The organism is Alkalimonas sp., from assembly GCF_020831925.1.
GTDB lineage: Bacteria > Pseudomonadota > Gammaproteobacteria > Enterobacterales > Alteromonadaceae > Alkalimonas.
The window spans coordinates 17,801-39,831 of sequence record NZ_JAFIFQ010000013.1 but is presented as its reverse complement, the minus strand read 5'-3'; the positions used below and the strand labels follow the sequence as shown (position 1 = coordinate 39,831).

General features: G+C 49.8%; 13 protein-coding genes. All 13 read left to right on the top strand.

Annotation, left to right across the window (positions count from 1 at the left end; all coding sequences use genetic code 11):
• Positions 1 to 76 precede the first annotated feature (76 nt).
• The 13 genes from JJU14_RS06135 (at position 77) to JJU14_RS06075 (ending at position 21,921) form a co-directional block, all read left to right on the top strand.
• Positions 77 to 541 carry a GAF domain-containing protein gene (locus JJU14_RS06135; RefSeq protein WP_228611713.1) on the top strand — a complete coding sequence of 155 codons (465 nt, stop codon included), beginning with the start codon at positions 77 to 79 and terminating at the stop codon, positions 539 to 541.
• Entirely contained in the window at positions 538 to 855 is a 318-nt protein-coding gene (locus JJU14_RS06130) for a hypothetical protein (protein ID WP_228611712.1), read from the top strand. Before JJU14_RS06135 ends, JJU14_RS06130 begins: the two co-directional genes overlap by 4 nt.
• Positions 856 to 861: 6 nt before the next feature.
• Complete coding sequence (gene proQ, locus JJU14_RS06125) at positions 862 to 1,686, top strand: RNA chaperone ProQ (RefSeq protein ID WP_228611711.1); 825 nt, start codon at positions 862 to 864, stop codon at positions 1,684 to 1,686.
• A gap of 53 nt (positions 1,687 to 1,739) precedes the next feature.
• Positions 1,740 to 3,767 (top strand): carboxy terminal-processing peptidase, encoded by a 2,028-nt coding sequence (gene prc / locus JJU14_RS06120; RefSeq protein WP_228611710.1) that lies wholly within the window; start codon positions 1,740 to 1,742, stop codon positions 3,765 to 3,767.
• A gap of 81 nt (positions 3,768 to 3,848) precedes the next feature.
• Positions 3,849 to 5,255: a sodium-dependent transporter gene (locus JJU14_RS06115; RefSeq protein ID WP_228611709.1), complete on the top strand. Its 1,407-nt coding sequence runs from the start codon at positions 3,849 to 3,851 to the stop codon at positions 5,253 to 5,255.
• Between the two features lie 8 nt (positions 5,256 to 5,263).
• A complete protein-coding gene (gene nhaC, locus JJU14_RS06110; RefSeq protein ID WP_228611708.1) occupies positions 5,264 to 6,739 on the top strand; it encodes a Na+/H+ antiporter NhaC in 1,476 nt (491 codons plus the stop codon).
• 80 nt (positions 6,740 to 6,819) lie between these two features.
• Positions 6,820 to 9,411, top strand: coding sequence for an aminopeptidase N (pepN, locus tag JJU14_RS06105; RefSeq protein WP_228611707.1), 2,592 nt, complete (start codon positions 6,820 to 6,822; stop codon positions 9,409 to 9,411).
• A gap of 10 nt (positions 9,412 to 9,421) precedes the next feature.
• Positions 9,422 to 9,643, top strand: a complete 222-nt coding sequence (locus JJU14_RS06100; protein ID WP_091339979.1) for a DUF2835 family protein — start codon at positions 9,422 to 9,424, stop codon at positions 9,641 to 9,643.
• Between the two features lie 313 nt (positions 9,644 to 9,956).
• Positions 9,957 to 12,038 (top strand): DUF1302 domain-containing protein, encoded by a 2,082-nt coding sequence (locus tag JJU14_RS06095; RefSeq protein ID WP_228611706.1) that lies wholly within the window; start codon positions 9,957 to 9,959, stop codon positions 12,036 to 12,038.
• A gap of 19 nt (positions 12,039 to 12,057) precedes the next feature.
• A complete protein-coding gene (locus JJU14_RS06090) occupies positions 12,058 to 13,419 on the top strand; it encodes a DUF1329 domain-containing protein (protein WP_228611705.1) in 1,362 nt (453 codons plus the stop codon).
• Positions 13,420 to 13,488: 69 nt separating this feature from the next.
• Positions 13,489 to 14,520 (top strand): YCF48-related protein, encoded by a 1,032-nt coding sequence (locus JJU14_RS06085; RefSeq protein ID WP_228611704.1) that lies wholly within the window; start codon positions 13,489 to 13,491, stop codon positions 14,518 to 14,520.
• Between the two features lie 3 nt (positions 14,521 to 14,523).
• Positions 14,524 to 16,842, top strand: coding sequence for an MMPL family transporter (locus JJU14_RS06080; protein WP_228611703.1), 2,319 nt, complete (start codon positions 14,524 to 14,526; stop codon positions 16,840 to 16,842).
• A 234-nt stretch (positions 16,843 to 17,076) separates the two neighbouring features.
• The gene (locus JJU14_RS06075) at positions 17,077 to 21,921 is read left to right on the top strand and encodes an NAD-glutamate dehydrogenase (protein ID WP_228611702.1); all 4,845 of its coding nucleotides are present in this window, start codon (positions 17,077 to 17,079) and stop codon (positions 21,919 to 21,921) included.
• Positions 21,922 to 22,031: the final 110 nt, after the last annotated feature.

Here is a 22,031-nt window from a genome sequence, read left to right as displayed (position 1 = left end):
TTTTGGTAAAGAAATGGTTTAATTTTTCGTCCAAACCAAGTAATGTTAGGGCTTTGCAGCCTCTTAGAAACGAAGCATGAGTTCATTCGATACCGATCTTTATCCACTGTTGTTGCAGCAGGCCGCTGCCCTTGTCCAAGATGAACCTGACTTAATTGCCAAAATGGCAAACCTGAGCGCTTTGATTTATAACAGCGTACCTGAGCTTAACTGGGCTGGCTTTTACATTATGCGTGAAGGTGAGCTGGTACTTGGGCCTTTTCAGGGGCAGGTTGCCTGTGTCCGGATCCCAGTAGGTAAGGGCGTGTGTGGCACGGCAGTGGCGACGGGCGAAACCCAGCGTATTGCCGATGTGCATGCTTTCCCTGGCCATATCGCCTGCGATGCGGCCAGTGAGTCTGAACTGGTCATACCGGTTCGTTCCGCTGACCGCATTATAGCTGTACTGGATATTGACAGCCCGGTGCTCAACCGTTTCGCTGCGGAGGACCAGTCCGCCCTGGAGCAGCTCGTTCGGCTGCTTGAGCAAAGTCTGGTATGAAAGCCCTGATGGAAGTGCAGGACTATTTGTTTAGTCCTCGCGATGTGGGTGACTGGGATGGTGAAGAAGAACAGGTCGCAGATCAGATGAATGCAATCTATCATGCGGTCTGGTCGGTGATTCCGGACGATACGGCCACTGGCGAAGTGGAGTTATTGTTAAGTCAGCTTTGGCAACAGTTATCTGCCGACTCTTTAGTGCTGGAAGCCAGCGAAGAGGAGCTGATTGACTGGTCCATAGCCTTTGTAGAAAATCAACTGGCAGCCGATCCTGAGCCGTCAGATGAAGATGAAGATGATGAATATGAAGAGTAATTGTGCATGACAACCCCGAATACTGAAGTAGCTGAAAATGCGTCTGCAACTGTTGAGCCAGATACCAGCAACAATATGGCACCAGAAAGCAGCAATGAAACAGAGACAGACAGCGGTGCCGCGACTGCTGCGCCGAACAAACCCGCGTCGGTTAAAGAAGTGATTGCTTACCTTGCAACCGAATACCCTGATTGCTTTTCTTCTGCAGGCGCTGCCAAGCCACTAAAAATTGGTATTTTTCAGGATTTAGCAGCTGCAATCACTGAGCAAAGCCCGATCAGTAAAACTCAATTACGTCAGGCGTTGCGGGTCTATACCTCGAGTTGGCGTTATTTGGAGTCGATCAAATCGGATGCAATTCGTGTCGACTTAACCGGTAACGAGGTTGAGAAAATCGATCAGCAACAAGCGGACCATGCGGCCCAAACACTGGCCGAAAGTAAAGCTAAGGCAGCTGAACTGCGTAAACAACGTGCCAAAGCAGCTCAGACAGACAAAGCAAACAAGGAAGGCCGCAAAGCCGGGCAAAAGGCGACGAATGCCCCAAATAAAAAGGTTATGAACAAAAAGCCCTCTGGCCGTTCTAATCCTCAGGAACTAAAATCTAAAGTAAACCAAAAGCCAGCCGCTGCGGTACAAAGCAAGGAACAGGCGCCACTTGCACCTGTTTCGGAATCCGCACTGAAAGTTGGTAGTAGTGTTTTAGTCCGGCTTGGTCAGGCACCGATGTCCGCTACTGTGGTTGAAGTTGCTCGCAACGAGGTGACGGTGCAGCTGCAATCCGGTATGGTGATAAAAACCAGTCGTGATAGTCTGTTTCAACAGGCTTAAGTGGTTAGCGATAAAAAGTTGTTAGCGATCACGGCTTAGCAGATGAGAGTATTATGAAACAATCCGTTGCTTTACTGTTGGCTTTCACCCTTTTGCAAGCTCCGTTATGGGCCGGGGATCAAAGTGCTAAGGAGCCTACTGAGCTTCCTGTGCTTACTCAAGAGTCACAGCATGCGACTGCCAGTAAGCGCATTTCAGCTCTCTTTACCCGTGGTCATTATGCACCGGTACAACTGGATCAGGCTTTTTCGGAGCGCGTATTTGAACGTTTCTTAAAAAGTCTGGATTTCAATAAAACCATATTGCTGCAATCCGACGTCGATCAGTTCGCCCGTCATCGTAACCAATTCAGTGATGCCTTGAACCGGGGAAACCTGGCGTTCGCTTTTGATATGTTCAATACCAGCATGCAACGCCGATATGAGCGCTTTGGATTTGCCTTGCAATTGCTGGAAACCGAGTTTGATTTTGAACAGGAAGATCAGTATTTCTACGACAGGGAAGATGCTGACTGGCCAGCCACTCAGGCCGAACTGGACGAGCTTTGGCGCCAGCGGGTTAAATTTGACACCCTTAACCTCAAGTTGACGGGCAAAACTCAGGAAGAAGCCAAAGAGTTGCTGCAACGGCGTTACACCAACGCACGTAACCGTCTAAAGCAAACCAACAACGAAGATGTGTTTCAGCTGATCATGAATGCCTATGGTCGTAGCATAGAAGCTCATACCTCCTACTTGTCACCGCGCAATGCCGAGCGGTTCCAGCAGGATATGAATTTATCTCTGGAGGGCATTGGTGCCGTTTTGCGTGCTGAAGACGACTACACGGTTATTCAAAGCCTGGTTCCTGGTGGGCCTGCCGACTTAACTCAGCAACTCAAACCGAAAGATCGGGTGATTGGCGTTGCTCAGGACGATGAAGAGTTTGTCGATGTAGTGGGCTGGCGACTGGATGATGTGGTGGAACTGATTAAAGGCCCTAAAGGCAGTACTGTTCGTTTACAGGTGCAAAGTGGCGGTTCCATGGTATCCGGTACTACCAATGTGGTCTCCATTGTGCGCGATAAAATCCGTTTGGAAGACCGTGCCGCTAAAGGTGAAGTCTTCGAACCAATGCTCTCGGAACTTGATAAGCGTATTGGTGTGATTACCATCCCAGGTTTTTACAACAACCTGTCTGAGGATGTTAAAAAAGAACTGGCGAAGCTGCAGGAAGAAAAGGTCGATGCCATCATCATCGACTTACGCGGCAATGGCGGCGGCTCGCTGCAAGAAGCTACTTTACTGACCGGCCTCTTTATAGATCGTGGTCCGGTGGTACAAATCCGTGAAGGCTCTGGCCGTATTTCAGTCAGTCAGGATCGTGATGGTGTGAGTTATTACGATGGTCCTCTCACCGTGTTGGTAGATCGATTCAGCGCTTCGGCATCCGAAATTTTTGCGGCAGCGATGCAGGATTATGGCCGAGCTTTGGTGGTTGGAGAGCAAACCTTCGGTAAAGGTACTGTGCAACAACATCGTGGGTTGGGGCGCATCTACGATATGTTTGAAAATAGCCTGGGTAGTGTGCAATACACCATTGCCAAGTTCTACCGCATTGACGGTGGCAGCACCCAGCATCGCGGTGTAATCCCAGATATTTCTTTCCCATCACCGATTGACCCGGAAGATTGGGGTGAAAGCCGTGAAGAAAATGCGTTGCCATGGGATTCCATTCCAGCGGCTACTTATCAGCGGTTGGATAGCCTGGAGCCACATTTACCACTGTTGTTGCAGCGCCATAAAAACCGAGTGTCACAAAATCCTGAGTTCGCCTATCTGCAGGATGATATCGAAGAGTATCGGCGTCAGCGAGATGAAAAGTTTGTCTCGCTGGTAAAAGCCGAGCGACTGCAACAGCGTGAAGAGCGCGAACAGCGTCAATTGGCCCGTGCCAATGCGCGCTTGGCATTGTTGGGGAAAGAGGCCGTGGAGGATGCGGATGATTTGCCTGAAATCCTTAATGAGCTGGATCCACTGTTGGAAGAAACCGTACTAATTACCGCTGACTTTCTCCAGTTGGGGCGTTACGCGAAACAATAACCAGGGTGTGACAGGCTGGCGATTTTTATCGCCAGCCTTTTCTATATAACGATTACAATAAATAATAATAGGGTTGGTTTTATGTCGGGAGCACGTGAATCCGTTCATGGCATGTGGTCCGGTCGATTTGCGTTTATTCTTGCAGCGACCGGGGCGGCTGTCGGTTTAGGTAATATCTGGAAGTTTCCTTACATCATGGGCGAGAATGGCGGTGGTGCCTTCGTCCTGGTTTATCTGTTATGTATTGTACTGATCGGTATTCCGGTGATGATGTCGGAAGTGCTGATTGGTCGTCGCGGTCGGCAAAGCCCGGGACTTTCCGTAAAAACCCTGGCACAGGAGGCCAGTGCTAGTCCTCGTTGGCAAATCGCTGGCTGGAGTGGTCTGGTTGCCAGTTACCTTATCTTATCATTTTACGCCGTCGTGGCTGGTTGGGCGCTGGCGTATGTCATTAAAACAGCGCGTGGGGATTTTCAGGGGGCTGGAGCTGAGGCCATAGGTGCTCAATTTGGTGCTCATTTGGCCAACCCCTGGGTACTAATGGCATGGTCTGCTGTTATTTTATTTGTCACTGTCTATGTGGTTGGGCGGGGCGTACACAAGGGGTTGGAAAAAGCCGTTAACTTCCTGATGCCAAGCTTGTTTGTGCTGTTGGGCATTATGGCGATTTATTCTGCCACCAATGGTGCTTTGGGTGAAGCTGTTGCCTTTATGTTTACACCGGATTTTTCCAAGCTCACCATCAACGGAGTTTTGCTGGCACTGGGGCATGCGTTCTTTACTCTGAGCCTGGCATCGGGAGCCATGATTATTTACGGCGCTTATCTGCCGTCCAATGTTTCCATTGCGAAAACCTCAATGCTGATAGCCTTGGTGGATACTGCGGTTGCTATGCTGGCAGGTCTGGCTATTTACCCCCTGGTATTCCAGTATGGCCTGACACCTGCTGAAGGGCCCGGGCTGATTTTTGTTACCTTGCCGATTGCCTTTGGCTCCATGCCTTTTGGTACTTTCTTTGGCACCTTGTTTTTTGTTATGTTGGTTTTTGCAGCCTTCACTTCAGCCATTGCCATGATCGAGTCCACCGTAGCCTGGCTGGTGGAACGTAAAGGTTTGAGCCGTTTCACAGCAACAGCTGCAACCGGAGGCTCCTTATGGCTGCTAGGCTTACTGACGGTGTTCTCGTTCTCGGGCGCTTCCTGGGCGACGTTTGAGCTCACTGTGTTTGGCAAACCCATTACCAGTTTCTTTGAAGTGGTGGACTACCTGACTTCTGCCATCATGCTACCCTTGGGTGGTTTGGTTATTGCAGTCTTTACTGGTTGGGTGATGAAGAAAAAAATCACCGAGGAAGAGTTACAGACATCGGCTTTGATGTATGGCATCTGGCGTTTTGCTATTCGCTGGTTTACACCGGTCGCTGTTGCGATTGTATTTTTGCACTTGATTGGCGTGCTTGATCGATTGCTGCGCTTGCTTGGGTTATAGGATTTCGCATGACAACTAAAATAAAAGAACCTAGTTTTCTTGATGCACTGCTGCCGATCTTGGTACTGATTACATTGCTTTCCAGTTCCGTCATCTTGTTTGGTGATGACTCGTCCTATGGGCCGAATCAAATTGCCTTGTTTATCGCCGCTGCCGTCGCTGTGGTTATTGGCCTGAAAAATGGGTTTCGCTGGCGGGATATTGAACAGGCGATGATCAAAGGTATTTCGCTGTCACTTGGTGCCGTGCTTATCTTATTGGCGGTGGGTGCTTTGATTGGCACCTGGTTATTGGCCGGAACAGTCCCCACGCTTATTTACTATGGCATGCAACTACTGAGCCCGAGCTGGTTTTATGCAGCGAGCTGTATTTTGTGTGGCATTGTCGCCATGAGTATTGGCAGCTCCTGGACGACGGCGGCCACCATAGGGGTTGCCTTGATTGGGGTTGCCGCCGGTTTAGGTTTATCGCCAGCTATTACTGCGGGAGCAATTATTTCAGGGGCTTATTTTGGCGATAAAATTTCGCCATTGAGTGAAACCACTAATCTGGCGCCAGCAGTGGCTGGTGCCGAGTTATTCGCGCATATTCGTCACATGCTGTGGACTACAGTACCCAGTATTCTGCTAGCTTTGGTACTGTTTATCATCATTGGCCTAAACAGTTCTGCCACAGCTGATTCGGTGCACATTGATTTGATAAGCAGTACCTTGCAGCAGCATTTCGCCATCAGTTTCTGGACCTTGATCCCGCTGTTTGTGCTACTAGCCATGGCGATTAAAAAAGTACCTGCCTTTCCAACAGTCTTTATTGGTGCTTTGCTTGGTGGCGTTTGGGCCTTGTTGTTTCAACGCGAGCTGATGCAAAATTTGATGGAGCAAGATTTAGGCGCGACCATTGGTAGTTTTAAACTGGTATGGGCCACCTTGTTTGATGGTTTTGCTGTTGAAACCGGCTCCGATGATTTAAACAGTCTACTCAGCGGTGGCGGCATGTCCAGTATGCTGAATACCGTCTGGTTAATTTTTGCTGCGATGATGTTCGGCGCTGTGATAGAGAAAATTGGTCTGCTGCGTAAGTTTGTGCAGTCGATTTTAAAAGCAGCCCACAGCACAGGCTCCCTGATCACCAGCACCATTGCAACCTGTATCGCGACCAATATTCTAACTGCCGACCAGTACATGGCCATTGTCATGCCTGGTCGCATGTATAAAGAAGAATACGAGCGTCGAGGTCTGGCACCCGTGAATTTATCCCGCACCCTGGAGGATGGTGGTACCATCACCAGCCCACTCATTCCCTGGAACACTTGTGGTGCCTATATGCACGGCGTGCTTAATGTTAACCCGCTTGATTACTTTATCTATGCTTTCTTTAACCTGATTAATCCGGTTCTGGCTGTAATTTATGCCTACTGTGGAATTAAAATCTTGAAGCTGACACCGCCAGACAGTGTGCAGCAAGAGTTGCATTTAAAGTCTTAACACAAACAGCCTGAGCCCAGCTCAGGCTGTTTCACGTTATACTCAGAAAAAGCTGTTGGAAACCTGCTACCGGAGTTGCTATGTCTGCAGAAACCCTGAATCGTTCGGTAAAACGTCTGTCTGATTATCAGCCACCGGGCTTTGCCATAGACCGTACCGATCTCACTTTTGAACTGGATGTCGACAAGACAGTGGTAACTGCAGTACTTCATCTGCGTCGATTGGACTCACAAGCCAGTGAGTTGTGTCTGGATGGTCAGCAGTTGCAGCTGTTGTCCCTGCACTACAACGATAGTCTGATGGCAGATGATCAATTCAACTGCAGTGGCCAACAACTGCGCCTGAAGGTGTCAGAGAATAACTTCCGTCTGACTATCAAGACACAGATTAACCCTCAGGCCAACACTGCTCTCGAAGGCCTGTATTATGCCAATGGCAGCTTTTGCACACAGTGTGAAGCTGAGGGGTTTCGGCGCATTACCTATTACCTGGACAGGCCTGATGTGCTGTCAGTGTTTAGCACCACAATCATCGCGGATGCTGCACATTATCCTTATTTACTATCCAATGGCAATAAGGTGGAAGAGCGACAGTTGACTAATGGTCAGAAGCTGGTCTGCTGGCAGGATCCTTTTCCAAAGCCCAGCTACTTATTTGCTTTAGTGGCAGGTGATTTTGATCTGCTACGAGGGGAGTATCAAACCCGATCCGGTCGCCTTGTTGGGCTGGATTTTTTCGTAGAAAAAGGCCAGGGCAGTAAAGCGGCTTTTGCACTCGATGCGTTAAAGCGCTCTATGCAATGGGATGAACAGCGCTTCGGGCTGGAGTACGATCTGGATATTTACATGGTGGTGGCGGTTGATTTCTTCAATATGGGAGCCATGGAAAACAAAGGCCTGAATGTATTTAACAGCAAGTATGTGCTGGTCAGTCAGGATACAGCCACCGATACCGACTTTTTTAATGTTGAGTCGATTATTGGCCATGAATACTTTCACAACTGGACCGGCAACCGGGTCACTTGCCGTGATTGGTTTCAGCTGAGCTTAAAAGAAGGGCTTACGGTGTTTCGCGATCAGGAGTTTAGCCGCGATATGGGCTCTGCTACAGTCAATCGTATTCATGCCGTCCAGGTGATCCGTACTGCCCAGTTTGCCGAAGATGCCAGCCCAATGGCGCATCCGATCCGGCCACAGCAAGTGATGGAGATGAATAATTTCTACACCGTGACGGTGTACGATAAAGGTGCCGAAGTGATTCGCATGCTGCATACCCTTTTGGGGGAGGCTGGCTTTCAGGCTGGCATGCGTTTGTACTTTCAGCGTCATGACGGCCAGGCGGTCACCTGTGACGACTTTGTGCAAGCGATGCAGGATGCTAACCACTACGATCTAACGGCCTTTCGGCTTTGGTATCAGCAGTCGGGTACGCCAGAACTCACTGTGGAGCGGCATTATGATGCCTCGAACCAACGGCTGACATTGAGGCTGAGCCAGCAGACGCTGGCCACGGCCGATCAATCGGATAAAGCTGCTCTGGTACTACCTATCCGCTACCAGTTGTTGGATAAAACTAGCAGCCCGTCAGGGCTCTTTGTGATGCAGAAATCCAGTGATACTTTGGTATTTGATGGTGTATCAGCGCAGGCTTTACCTGTACTACTGGAAGACTTTTCTGCACCAGTCCGTTTAAAGCATGATTATACTGAGCAGGAGCTATTACGCATTGCAAAAGAGGCATCCAATGGCTTTGCCCGTTGGGATGCTCTGCAATCTTGTTGGTTGCTTTGGTTGCAGCAATCGATGGAGCAGGCGAATGATTTTGTGTTGCCTGATGCTCTATTTAAGCTTTATCAGCAGCTGTTAAGCCAACCTCTGGACGATAAAGCATTGTCAGCAGAGCTTTTAAAAGTACCGGATTACAGCGTATTTGCTGAAAGTTTTCAGCAAATACCTGTCCAGGCGATTCTGAGCGCAATTGATAGCTTCCGCCAACAAATCTGTCGACGCTTAGCATCCGAGCTGCAGAGCTGCTATCAGCAGCACAGCGAAGCTGCTGTCGATTACAATGAAGCCAATGTGGGGCTGCGGGCGTTGAAAAACCGTTGCCTGGATTATTTGGCGGTCCAAGGTCAAGCCAGTAAATCTTTGTTGCAGCAGCAATACGGTGTGGCAAACAACATGACAGATAAGCTGGCGGTACTCAAAGCCTGTCTACATAGTTCGCACCCGGCTTTCTTGAGCCTGATGCAGCAATTTGCCAATGAGTGGCAGCATGATGTATTGGTGTTGGATAAGTGGTTTAGTTTGCATGCAGCCAATCCAACCATTGATGTATTCGAGCAAATGTCATTGCTCTGTCAACACCCAAAGTTCAGCTGGCAGAACCCTAACCGGGTTCGGGCGGTATTTCATGCTTTTGCCATGCAAAACCCTGGACAGTTTCACCGGTTGGATGGTCGTGGTTATCAACTCCTGACCGACACCTTACTGAAACTGGACCCAATCAATCCGCAAGTTGCGGCTCGGTTAGTGACTCCGCTGTTATCCTGGCAGCGTTTCGATTCACAGCGCCAGACTTTAATGAAAGAAGCCCTCCATCGATTGTCTTCTCAGCAGGGCATCAGTGATGATCTGTATGAGAAAGTCAGCAAAGCCTTAGCGAACGAGTAAGGATCGCTTGGTGGCGCTGTATCAGTTCTTTTTGCACTTATCTGCAGAGGAGTGCCTTGGTTATTATCAGGGCCATTATCGCAATCTTATAGTCACAGCAAAAAGCGGTGAGCGTATCCAGATCCCAGCGAAACACTTTCATCGCTTTATTCAAAAGGACGGTATTCATGGCCTCTTTACCATCCTGCTGGATAAGGATGGTAAGTTAATAAAATTAATAAAAAATAGTTAGAGTTATTGCTTTAAACGCCAGCTTGAAACAACTGTTCTTTCCCAGGTGTTATTTCAACTGAATTATCATTATCTTAGTTTCAGGATTTGGGTTTTTTCAAAAGCTGATTAAACTAATAAGGTATCTTTCCGTATGAAAATCGTTTGGTGATGCAAAAAACAAATACAAATCAACAGATTTAGCCGGTGAGAAGCCTTGCGAAGCTACCGAAATGATGTAATTATTTTATTCATGTGCGCTGAGCTCCGATGAGTGGCCAGTGTGTCGATACAAAAATAACAATGACCTGCAGGGACAGGGGGGAGAAACTGAAATGAATAAAAGGCCAATTCTTTTCCATAAAAAGCCTTTGGCAATGGGTGTAGCTGCAGCATTGCTTGCAATGTCTGCCAGCTCCCAGGCTGCCAGCTTCCGGCTAGGGGATGTTGATATTCAGTTTGATTCGACGTTTTCCTATGGTGCCAGCTGGCGGACATCCGAGCGTGATTGGGACTCCATCAGTAAAGTGAACCATCCGCGGTTTAACTGGGAAGGCTACAATGCCGCCACCAACGTCATCTACACCCCGCAGGATATCTGGGCTCAGCCTGGTGCCTATTCCAGCAATGGCGATGCGGGTAACCTGAACTTCGATCGTGGTGATATGTTCAGTAACATGCTGAAAGGTACCCACGATTTATCCATCCGTAAAGACAACATCGGCTTTTTTGGCCGCTTTATGTATTTTTACGACTTTGCCCAGCGTGGCAGCAACTATGCCTATACTAATCCGGTCTCTGGTCAGCAGGTCAATCCTTGTGACGATAAACGAGCACGCGAACTCAGCTGCCGTGACCTCCGGCTGTTGGATGCCTACATCTATGGTAACTTTGCGCTGAATGACGGCATGAACCCTCTGACCGTTCGTTTGGGTCAGCAAGTACTGAGCTGGGGCGAAAGCACCTTCATTCCGCATGGCATCAACATTACGCCAGTGGATGTCGGTATCTTGCGTGCTCCAGGTTCTGATTTAAAAGAAGCTTTTATCCCGGTTGGTATGCTGACCATGGCGTTGGGTATTACTGACAACCTGTCCGCAGAAGTGTTTTATCAGTACGACTGGGAAAGCAGTTACCTGCCTGCGCCTGGCACCTATTTCTCTACCAATGATTTTGCCGGTGCCGGTGGACACAACCAAAATATTCAGCTTGGTTTTGCCGGTAATCCAGACATCGATTTATTCCATGTGCTTCAAGGGCTGAACGAACTAGGCACTTTAGTTGCTACGGGCGCGATTGATCAGGCTACCGCAGTATCGAGGTATCTAGCTTATCCGACCAAGGTTGCCCTGCGGCCTCATGGTAACAATGGTGAGTTGAAACCTAAAAATGGTGGTCAGTACGGTGTGAAGCTTGAATACTTCTCGCCAGAGTTAAATGATACTGAATTTGCAGTCTATTACATGAACTACCACAGTCGTGTGCCGCTGATTTCAGGACGGACATCCGATTTTCGTCAGGCTGCGGTGATACAGGACCTTGGCTATCTTGCGCAAAATGCCGGGCAGATTGATAAAGATACCATCTTGAATTTGCAAGGTTTTGCGCATGGTTTGCTGGAGTACCCTGAAGACATCAAACTGTATGGTTTTAGCTTCAACACTACGGTAGGCACCACTTCCGTCGCGGGTGAAATAGCCCATCGTCGTGGTGAACCATTGCAAATCGATGATGTCGAAATTTTGTACGCTGGTATGCCGGAACAACTTGCTAATTCAGATGGACCGTGGCGTCGGGCTGAACTAGCCGGCATTTCACAAATTGGTCGCGTTATCGGTCAAAAAGTCGGCTCAGGTGAGCTGGCACAGGGTTATATCGAGCGTGATACGACTCAAGCCCAAATGACTTTTACCCACTTGTTTGGACCTGTGCTTGGAACCGACAACTTCACCATGTTGGCTGAAGTTGGTGGTATCAAAATTCACAGCATGCCAGATCAAAGCGTACTGCGCTTAAATGGCCCAAATACCGATCGCAGTGGCGGACCCCTGATTGGCGATAATGGCCCATCGGAAGGTTTGCATATTGCGTTGTCTGATGGCCCTGAGCCAAACCCATTCCCAACGGCTTCTGCCTGGGGTTACCGCGTTTTTGCTCAGGCCCAGTACAACAACGTGTTTGCTGGTGCCAATATGACGCATCGGGTGAATTTCGCGCATGATGTCAATGGCATTACCCCTGATCCACTCTTTATGTTTGTGCAGGGCCGTAAGTCGCTGGGCTATACCCTTGGCTTTGATTATTTGAATCGTTGGTCCGCAGAGTTGTCTTACAATTGGTTCTGGGGGGGCGTAGGCACCACCAATAACCTGGCAGACCGTGATTTCGTGTCATTTAACATTAAGTATTCCATTTAAGTAAGGGACGAGAACGATTATGAAAAAACTCACCCTCCTGGCTAGTGCAATAGCCATGGTTGTTAGCTGCAGTGCACTGGCTAAAATTACGCCGGAGCAAGCTGCTCGTCTTGGTCAGGATCTTACGCCTATTGGCGCTGAGCGCGCTGGTAATGCTGCAGGGACTATCCCTGAGTGGACGGGCGGTATTCTGACACCACCTGCTGGTTACACCCCAGGTGATCATCACCCGGATCCCTTTGCTGATGATCAGGTCAAGTTTGTCATCGACAGCAGCAATGTGAACCAGCACCGTGATAAATTGAGCCCAGGTCAGATCGCGCTGTTTGAACTGTATCCGGATACCTTCAAAATGCCGGTCTATCCAACGCGGCGTTCCGCTTCGTTTCCACAGTACTTTTACGATGCAACCAAAGAAATTGCCACCAAGGCTGAGCTGATTGAAGGTGGTAATGGTCTGGCCAATGCAGCCATTGGTATTCCATTTCCCATTCCCAGCAATGGTTTAGAGGCAATTTGGAACCACATTGTGCGTTACCGTGGTGTAGCAGCAACCCGTAACGGCGGCCAGGCTGCGCCAACGGCTTCCGGTGCTTACACCTTTATCGGATTTGACGAGCAAATCATGTTCAAGTACTCGCACCCTGATGCGACGCCAGAGAACCTGATGGCGGAAAACATTTTGTTTAAATTTAAACAGAGTGTTACCTCGCCAGCTCGTTTGGCTGGTACCGCCTTGCTGGTGCATGAAACCATGGACCAGATCGCAACACCGCGTCAGGCCTGGACCTACAATACCGGGCAGCGCCGTGTGCGTCGTGCGCCAAACGTGGCTTATGATGCCCCAGGTACCGCCTCGGATGGTCTGCGTACCACCGATGACTTTGATATGTTCAACGGTTCACCGGATCGCTACAACTGGGAGCTTAAAGGCAAAAAAGAAATGTATATCCCGTACAACAGCTACAAGCTGCATAGCAAAGAGTTGAAGTACAGTGACATTCTGATGCCTGGTCATATTAACCCGGAACACACACGTTACGAGTTGCATCGGGTTTGGGTTGTGGAAGCCACGCTGAAAGATGGCATGCGTCATGTCTATGGTAAGCGGGTGTTCTACATTGATGAAGACAGCTGGCAGATCCACGTGGCTGACTTATACGACAACCGTGGTGATCTGTACCGTGTTGCCCAGGCGCATGGTCTGAACTACTACGAAGTGCCAACCCACTGGAGTACGCTGGAAGTGTATCACGATCTGAATTCACGCCGTTACATTGCGCTGGGCCTGGATAATGAAGACGTGATGTATGACTTCTCTGTCACTTTAAATGACAACGACTTTACCCCGGCAGCCTTGCGGCGCGAAGGCGTTCGTTAAGCCCGGACCAAGCGAACCAAAACGGCTGAGTCTCTCAGCCGTTTTGCAATCTAACCGAGACGAATTCAGATGAAATTTGCCTGCAGTATCCCCAGCATGATTGGCATTTTATTGCTCGCCATCCCGGTAGCTTCAGCCATAGAACAGCCGGAGCCAAAGCCTGCTGTGATTGCGCCTCTGGCGACACAATCGCTGTTAACCGATATTACGGTGCTGCCTTCTAACCGCCTGATAGCCGTTGGTGAGCGCGGTCATATTTTGTGGAGTGACAATGGTTCTCACTGGCAACAAGCCGAAGTGCCTGTGCGTGCCAACCTGAACGCTGTTTATTTTGTCGATGCAAATTATGGCTGGGCGGTAGGGCACGATGCCAGCATTTTGCACAGCCAGGACGGTGGTATCAGTTGGCAGTTGCAGCAGTTTTTACCCGAGCTGGATAAGCCACTGCTGGATGTGGTGTTTGAAAACACCGAGCACGGTATTGCGGTAGGCGCTTACGGCATGATGTATCGCACCCGCGATGGTGGTGCTAACTGGCAGGCTGAATTTCATCTGGAGTTGCTGGACGAAGAAGAGCAGGATTACCTGCTGGAATTAAAAGAGGATGATCCAGAGCTTTATGCCATCGAACTGACGGCTATTTTGCCGCACTTTAATCGGGTTTATGTGGCTGGCGACCAATTGATGATGGTTGGCGAGGCTGGTTTTTTTGCCATCAGTGATGATTTTGGTCAGCACTGGGAGTTATTAGAACCTTTCTACCACGGGTCCTTGTTCGATGTAGCGGTCACGGCTGAAGGTCATTGGCTGGCCGTTGGTCTGCGTGGCCATGTGTTTTTGTCTGAAGATGAGGGCGAAAGCTGGCAGGAAATGGTGCTGGCGTCGCAAGCCACCATCAACAGTGTGATTGTCCGGCCTGAAGCCATTTATTTAACCGGTAACGCAGGCCTTTGGGCGGTTAGCACCGATCAGGGGCAGAACTTTACCTTCCGCACAGAAGCCGAAGGCCGTGCTATCGTCAATGCGGTACCTTATCAACAGCAGATGATTCTGGCTACCGAGCTTGGGATCCGTCAGTTAGTGCAACAGAAGCCAGAATAAGCCATGAGTTTAAATCGATTCGTTAATAAATTTGAGTACGCCTTGTTCCGCCATCGTATTGCGGTGTTGGCTGTGTTTGCCCTGGCAACGTGTTTTCTGTTGTTTAAAGCAACTCAGATCCAGCTGGATGCAGGCTTTAGTAAGAATATACCGCTCAAGCATGAATACATGAAAACCTACATGCAGCATGAGCAAGATTTTGGTGGCGCTAATAACATTCTGGTGTCGATGTGTGATGCCAGTGGCAATATTTTTAATGCCGGATTTTTTGAAACGCTAAGGCAAGCCCACGACCAGCTGTATTACATTCCGGGTGTAAATAGGGTTCAGGTTCGCTCATTGTTTAGTCCCAGCACCCGCTTTGTCGAGGTGGTGGAAGATGGTTTTGCTGGTGGCCCGGTGATTCCGGCTGACTTTGTCCCCGATCAGCGCGGCCTGGCCAGAGTTCGTGAAAATGTCGAGAAAGCCGGTATTGTGGGACGCATGGTGGCGGATGATTTCAGCTGTGCCATGATCAATGCTCAGTTGCTGGAGATTGACCCATCCACCAACGAGCGGTTGGATACCATTGCTTTTGCCGCCACTTTGGAAGAGCAAATCCGTGGTCAGTTTGAAAGTGATGACATCAGTGTGCATATCATTGGCTTCGCAAAAATGGTGGGGGATGTCGCTGATGGCGCCAAAGGTGTCTTGGTGTTCTTTGCCATTGCCATTGCCATCACTTCGTTGATGGTGTTCTTTTTCTCGCGATCGTTAATGCTCACGGTGTTGCCGATTGCCTGTTCGCTGATAGCGGTGATATGGCAAATGGGCTTGTTGTCGGTGATTGGTTTTGGTATCGATCCGATGTCCATTCTGGTGCCATTCCTGGTATTTGCCATTGGTGTGAGCCATGGCGTGCAGATGATCAACTCGACCGGTAAACGGGTGGCATCGGGGCTGGATGCGAAAACCGCAGCTCAGGCCAGCTTCCGTAAACTCTTGGTGCCAGGTGGTGTGGCGCTGCTGTCTGATACGGTAGGCTTTCTAACCTTATTGATCATTGAAATTGGCGTGATCCGTGAGTTGGCCATTACCGCCAGTCTGGGTGTGGCAGTGATTATTCTGACCAACCTGATTCTGTTGCCGGTGCTGATGTCGTACGTACGTTTCAGCAAGGCTTATCAGCAGCGGGCAGCAGCGGGTAATCCAACGGCTGATCGGATTTGGTACAAGCTCTCTGCTGTTGCTACCAAACCGGTGGCTGCCGTGGTGCTGCTGATCACAGCTTTGCTATTTATTGCAGCCATGATTCAGAGCCAACATTTAAAAATTGGCGACTTGCACGCTGGAGCGCCTGCGCTGCATGAGCACTCGCGTTACAATCAGGATACTTTCCTGATTACCGATCGTTTTGCCATTTCTGTGGATTACATCAATGTGATGGTTGAAACCATTCCAAATGCTTGTACTCACCACGATATTATGGCGCGCATCGATCACTTCCAGTGGTTAATGTTGAATGTGCCGGGTGTGCAATCTGCCGTATCGCTGTCTTCGGTGGCGAAAACCATCAATGCCGGTTACAACGAAGGCAATGTCAAATGGCGTGTGTTGCCACGAACCACCCAAAGCCTGGTGCAGGCATCGGCGCAGGTTGAAACCAGCAGCGGTTTACTGAACCGGGATTGTTCGGTGATGCCGGTGATCTTATTCCTGGAAGATCATAAAGCGGAAACCCTGGCCCGGGTGGTACAGGCAGCGAAAGATTATGGCTCGGAGCTTGGCGATGAGGACACCCGCTTTTTGCTGGCATCAGGCCCTGCCGGGGTAATGGCAGCGACCAATGAAGCGGTCTCTGCTGCTCAGCGGCCGATGATGTTCTATGTGTACGGTGCTGTGATTATTCTGTGTTTGCTCAGCTTCCGCTCTGCCAGGGCGACAGCGGCAGTGGTGGTGCCACTCTTTGTAGTGTCGACCATGGCGATGGCCTTGATGACCTTGCTACAGATTGGTCTGACGGTATCAACCTTGCCGGTGATTGCACTGGGTGTCGGTATCGGGGTGGATTACGGCATCTACATTGTCTCCAGTATGAGCCAGATGCTCAAAGATCGGGTACCAATGCGTGAAGCCTATTATGAAGCGCTGAAAGAGCGGGGCAGTGCCGTGCTCTTTACGGGGATTACCTTGGCCATTGGTGTCAGTACCTGGGTCTTCTCGGCGCTGAAGTTCCAGGTCGATATGGGGATCCTGCTGACCTTTATGTTCCTGGTCAATATGCTGGGGGCTATTTTGGTTCTACCAGCATTGGCGGCATTTTTCTGGCCAAAGAATAAATAATGCAAAAAAACTTTATGCATGACTAAACATGAAAATGGCCGAAAGGCCATTTTCTATTTATGGGAATTGCATAAATTGTCATCAGCACTTGAAATCACTGGTTGCACCAGTCTAAAACACTGAAATAAAGCTCGAAAATGGCTACAATAGTGACTACACTTCGCAGCTAACGCGCGCAATGGTGCGACGTTGAATCATGCCCTTAGCGTCATGACGTCAAGAAAGGATATGAAAATGGCACTGATAGATGGTCAACCCTCTGTACTACTACAAAACGTAAAAAAACTCATTCAACAGAAAGTGAAAGAGCAGCCAGCTCTGGTCGAAAAGTTTGCCTCGATTCTTTACGGCAGCATCGCTGCTGAAGACTTAATTGGCCGCAATGACAGCGATCTCTATGGAGCCGCTTTAAGTCTATGGAAAACCTTTAACAATCACCATCAGGATGGTGCGGTGATTCGGGTGTTTAACCCAGAGATCAGCCGTCATGGCTGGGAGTCTAAGCACACCATTGTCGAAATTGTGGTACACGATATGCCATTTTTGGTGGACTCGGTGCGGATGGCGCTAAGCAGGCAGAATATCTCTGCCCATTTCTTTGTGCATATGCCATTGCAAGCAAAACGTACAGAGCAGGGTGTCATCGAAGACTTTGATAAACTAGGTGCCAAAAGCAAAGCCGATACCCGACAGACGGTGTTTCATATCGAGATTGATCGTCAGACCGATAAAGCTGCCATTGATAATTTAACCGCAGAGCTACACTCGGTGATGGAAGATGTCACTCTGTCGGTGCAAGACTGGCAGATCGTCCGTGAAAAGCTCAAAACGGTGATCAGCGAGCTGCCGACCACACTTGCCGGTAAAGAGCTGAGCAAAGAGCGCAAAGAACACATTGAGTTCCTGAACTGGCTGGTAAAAGACAACTTCACTTTCCTCGGCTATCGCGAGTACAAGATAAAGCCAGTGAAAGGGGATTACCGCATTGAAGGCGTGGCCAATACGGCGCTTGGTTTAATGCGCCGTGCTGATGCGAAAGATCTGATGTTATCCGAACTGCCAGAGAATGCCCGTCATCAGGCGCTGGATGACGCTTTGCTGATCCTTACCAAAACCAATCATAAGTCACGGGTCCATCGGCCGGCTTACATCGACTATGTCGGTGTCAAGCAGTTTAACGACAAAGGCGAAGTGACGGGTGAACATCGCTTTATCGGTTTGTATTCAGCCACCTTGTACAACAACAGCGCTGGTGATATTCCACTGTTGAAGTCCAAACTGGCCCAGGTGATGGCGATGTCCGAGTTTACCCCGGGTACCCATGCTTACAAAGCCATGCTGAATATTCTGGAGACCTATCCCAGGGATGAGCTGATCCAGGCTAGCCCAGCTGATTTACTGGATGTGGCAACCGGCGTGCTGCAAATGCAGGAACGGGATATGACCCGGGTCTTTATGCGTAAAGATACCTTTGGTCGTTTTGTGTCTGCCATGGTGTATGTACCGCGGGAGCGTTACAACACTCAGTTGCGTAAAGAAACGCAGCACATCTTCCAGCAGTTCTTGAAAACTGATGAGCCGGTTGAGTTCACCACCTTCTTCTCCGAGTCGGTGCTGGCCCGTACCCACTACATCATTCGTATCAACGATAGTCATGTCGAGTTGAATGTGAAAGAAATCGAACGCAATCTGATTGAAGCCGCCCGCACCTGGGAAGACAAGCTGGAGTCGGCGCTGGTTGGCGTCTATGGCGAAGCCAAAGGCCGTGAGCTGGCTCGCAAATACGTCAATGCTTTCCCGCGCGGCTACAAAGAAGAAATGTTGCCAAACGATGCTCTGGTCGATATTGGCAAACTGGAATCGCTGAATGAAGAACACACCTTAGAGATGTTGTTCTATCAGCCACAGGAAGAAAAAACCAACAGCAAGGCAGTACGGCTAAATCTATTCCACAAAGACAAGCCTATTCATTTGTCTGATGTGCTGCCAATGCTGGAAAACTTTGGCTTGCGGGTCATCGGTGAAACACCCTATCCGGTGCGAACTCCGGATGGCTCCGTCAGCTGGATCCTGAATTTCACCATGGAGCTGAACTGTGAACTGCTGAATGAGTTTGAGCAGGCTCAGCAAGACTTCCAAAGCTCCTTTGCCAAAGTGTGGGCTGGTGCTCTGGAGGACGATGGCTTTAACCGCCTGATCCTGGCTGCTGGCTTATCTGGCCGTGAAGCAGCTTTGCTGCGGGCTATTGCCAAGTACAAACGCCAAATCGGCGGTACTTTTAGTCAGAGTTACATTGAGAGCACCTTTAGCCGTTATCCTCAGTTGGCGCGGTTGATTGTGGAACTCTTTAACAACAAGTTCTCGCCGGCAACCAAGGTAACAGCCAAAGCGATTGAGAAGCTGGAACAGCAAATTACCGATCAGCTGGAGCATGTGGCGAACCTGGATGACGATCGCATCATTCGCCGATTTGTTGATATTGTGCATGCGGTGCTGCGTACCAACTATTTCCAGCCGGATGCGCTTGGTAACGAGAAACCGTACATCTCAATGAAGATTAAACCGGATCTGATCCCGGAAATTCCATTACCGGTGCCAGCGTTCGAGATTTTTGTTTACTCCCCGCGGGTAGAAGGCGTGCATTTGCGCTTTGGTAAGGTTGCCCGTGGCGGTTTACGCTGGTCTGATCGCCGTGAAGATTTCCGTACCGAAGTATTGGGCCTGGTGAAAGCACAGCAGGTGAAGAACACTGTGATTGTGCCGGTGGGTGCCAAAGGTGGCTTTGTTTGTAAGCAACTGCCTGAAACGGGTGGCCGTGAAGCGTTCATCAATGAAGGTAAGGCCTGCTACCGTACCTTTATCCGTGGTTTGCTGGATGTCACCGACAACATCGTCAAAGGTGATATCGTACCACCGAAGGATGTGGTGCGGTTGGATGAAGATGATCCCTATTTAGTGGTGGCAGCCGACAAAGGCACTGCGACTTTCTCGGATATCTCCAACGGTATCTCGGAAGAGTATGGCTTCTGGATGGGCGATGCGTTCGCTTCTGGCGGCTCTAATGGTTACGATCACAAAGGTATGGGTATCACAGCGCGCGGTGCCTGGGAGTCGGTAAAACGCCATTTCCGCGAAATTGGCATCGATTGTCAAACCACTGATTTCACCTGTGTTGCCATCGGTGATATGGCGGGGGATGTGTTTGGTAATGGCATGCTGCTGTCGAAGCACATTCGCTTGCAGGCGGCTTTTAACCACATGCACATCTTTATCGATCCGACACCGGATGCGGCCAGCTCTTACCAAGAGCGTGACCGTATGTTTAAACTGCCTTCTTCTACCTGGGATGACTACGATAAATCCCTGATTTCAGAAGGTGGTGGTGTCTTCCTGCGCAGCGCCAAATCCATCAAGCTTACGCCGCAGATGAAAAAAATGCTGGGTACCAGCAAAGCCACTATGACACCAACGGAACTGATCCGCGCTTGTCTTGCCATGCCGGTCGATCTGATTTGGAACGGTGGTATCGGTACTTACATGAAAGCCAGCGATGAAAGCCATGCCGAAGTGGGTGATCGCGGTACCGAGGCACTGCGCTTAAATGGCAGTGAGTTTAAAGCCAAGATCTTTGGTGAAGGCGGAAACCTGGGGGCAACCCAGCGTGGCCGGATTGAGTTTGCTGCCCATGGTGGTCGTATCAACACTGACTTTATTGACAACGTTGGTGGAGTGGATTGCTCGGACAACGAGGTCAACATCAAGATCCTGTTGAACGCTCTGGTGGCTGCGGGTGACTTAACCCTGAAACAGCGCAACAAGCTGCTGGTCGATATGACCGATGATGTGGCACGTCTGGTGATTGAAGATTGTTACCAGCAAACCGAAAGCATCTCGATTTCAGGTCTGTTAGGTGCCGATCAGTTAAAAGAATACACCCGCTTTATCCATACCCTGGAAAAAGAAGGCAAGCTGAACCGCGAGCTGGAGTTCCTGCCGTCTGATGACGAGCTATCCGATCGCATGGCGCGTGGTATGGGGTTAACCCGGCCTGAACTTGCTATCCTGACTGCCTACGGCAAGATGGTTCTGAAAGAGCAATTGGTACTGCCGGAGATTTATGAGAACCCTTACTTCAAGCAAGAGTTGTTTGCGGCTTTCCCATTGGTCCTACAGAAAAAGTACAGCGCCGAGATGGAGCAGCACCCGCTGAAAGGCGAGATCATTGCCACCAAGCTGGCTAATCAGCTGGTTAATGAGATGGGGCCGAACTTTGCCCAGCGTATGAGTGAGGAAACCGGAAGTAGCGTCGCTGAGTTGTTGCTCTGCTATGCCATGGCGCGTGATTTGCTTGATGTATCCACGCACTGGGATGCGCTCCGTGCTCTTGATAATAAAATTCCAGCCAGTTTACAGACCAAGCTGTTGCATCAGCTGCGCCGCACCATGCGCCGGGCCACCCGCTGGTTCCTGCGTCACCGTAACAAGGCGCTGGATATTCAGCAGACCCTGACGTTCTTTAAGCCGGCCTTTAAAGAAGTGTCGGACAACCTGCCACGCTTTATGGCAGAAAAAGAAATGGCCGAGCTGGATAAGCAGTTTAAAACCTATCAGGATAAAGGTATCCCGACAGATACTGCTCGCTACCTGGCTTACCTGAGCACCGTATTCTCGGTGATGGATATTGCTCAGGTGGCGGATGCGGAACAAACATCAGTACCGCTGACAGCTGAAATCTACTTCAAGTTGGGAGATCGGCTGGATCTGCACTGGTTCCTGGAACAGATTACCCAGCAACCGGTGGCAAACCACTGGCAGGCACTGGCGCGCGCGAGTTACCGCGAAGAGCTGGATTGGCAACAACGCTCGCTGGCAGCTGTGGTGGTTCGTAGTTGTGGCGGAGCCTGCGATGCCGAGTCCGTGATTGAAAGCTGGCTTAACGAGCACGATGCGTTGCTGGAGCGCTGGCGCATGATGTTGGCTGAGTTTAAAACCACTAAGAGCCATGAGTTTGCAAAATTCTCTGTTGCTTTGCGTGAGTTGATGTTGCTAAGCCATCACTGTGAACCTGTTAAATCCTAAACCAACAGGGTAAAATACCCGATAGGTTAATCCAGATAACCCCGGTCCTGCTGGTAACACTACCAAGGCAACCGGGGTTTCTTTTGCTGACAAACGATGCGGAGCCTTGT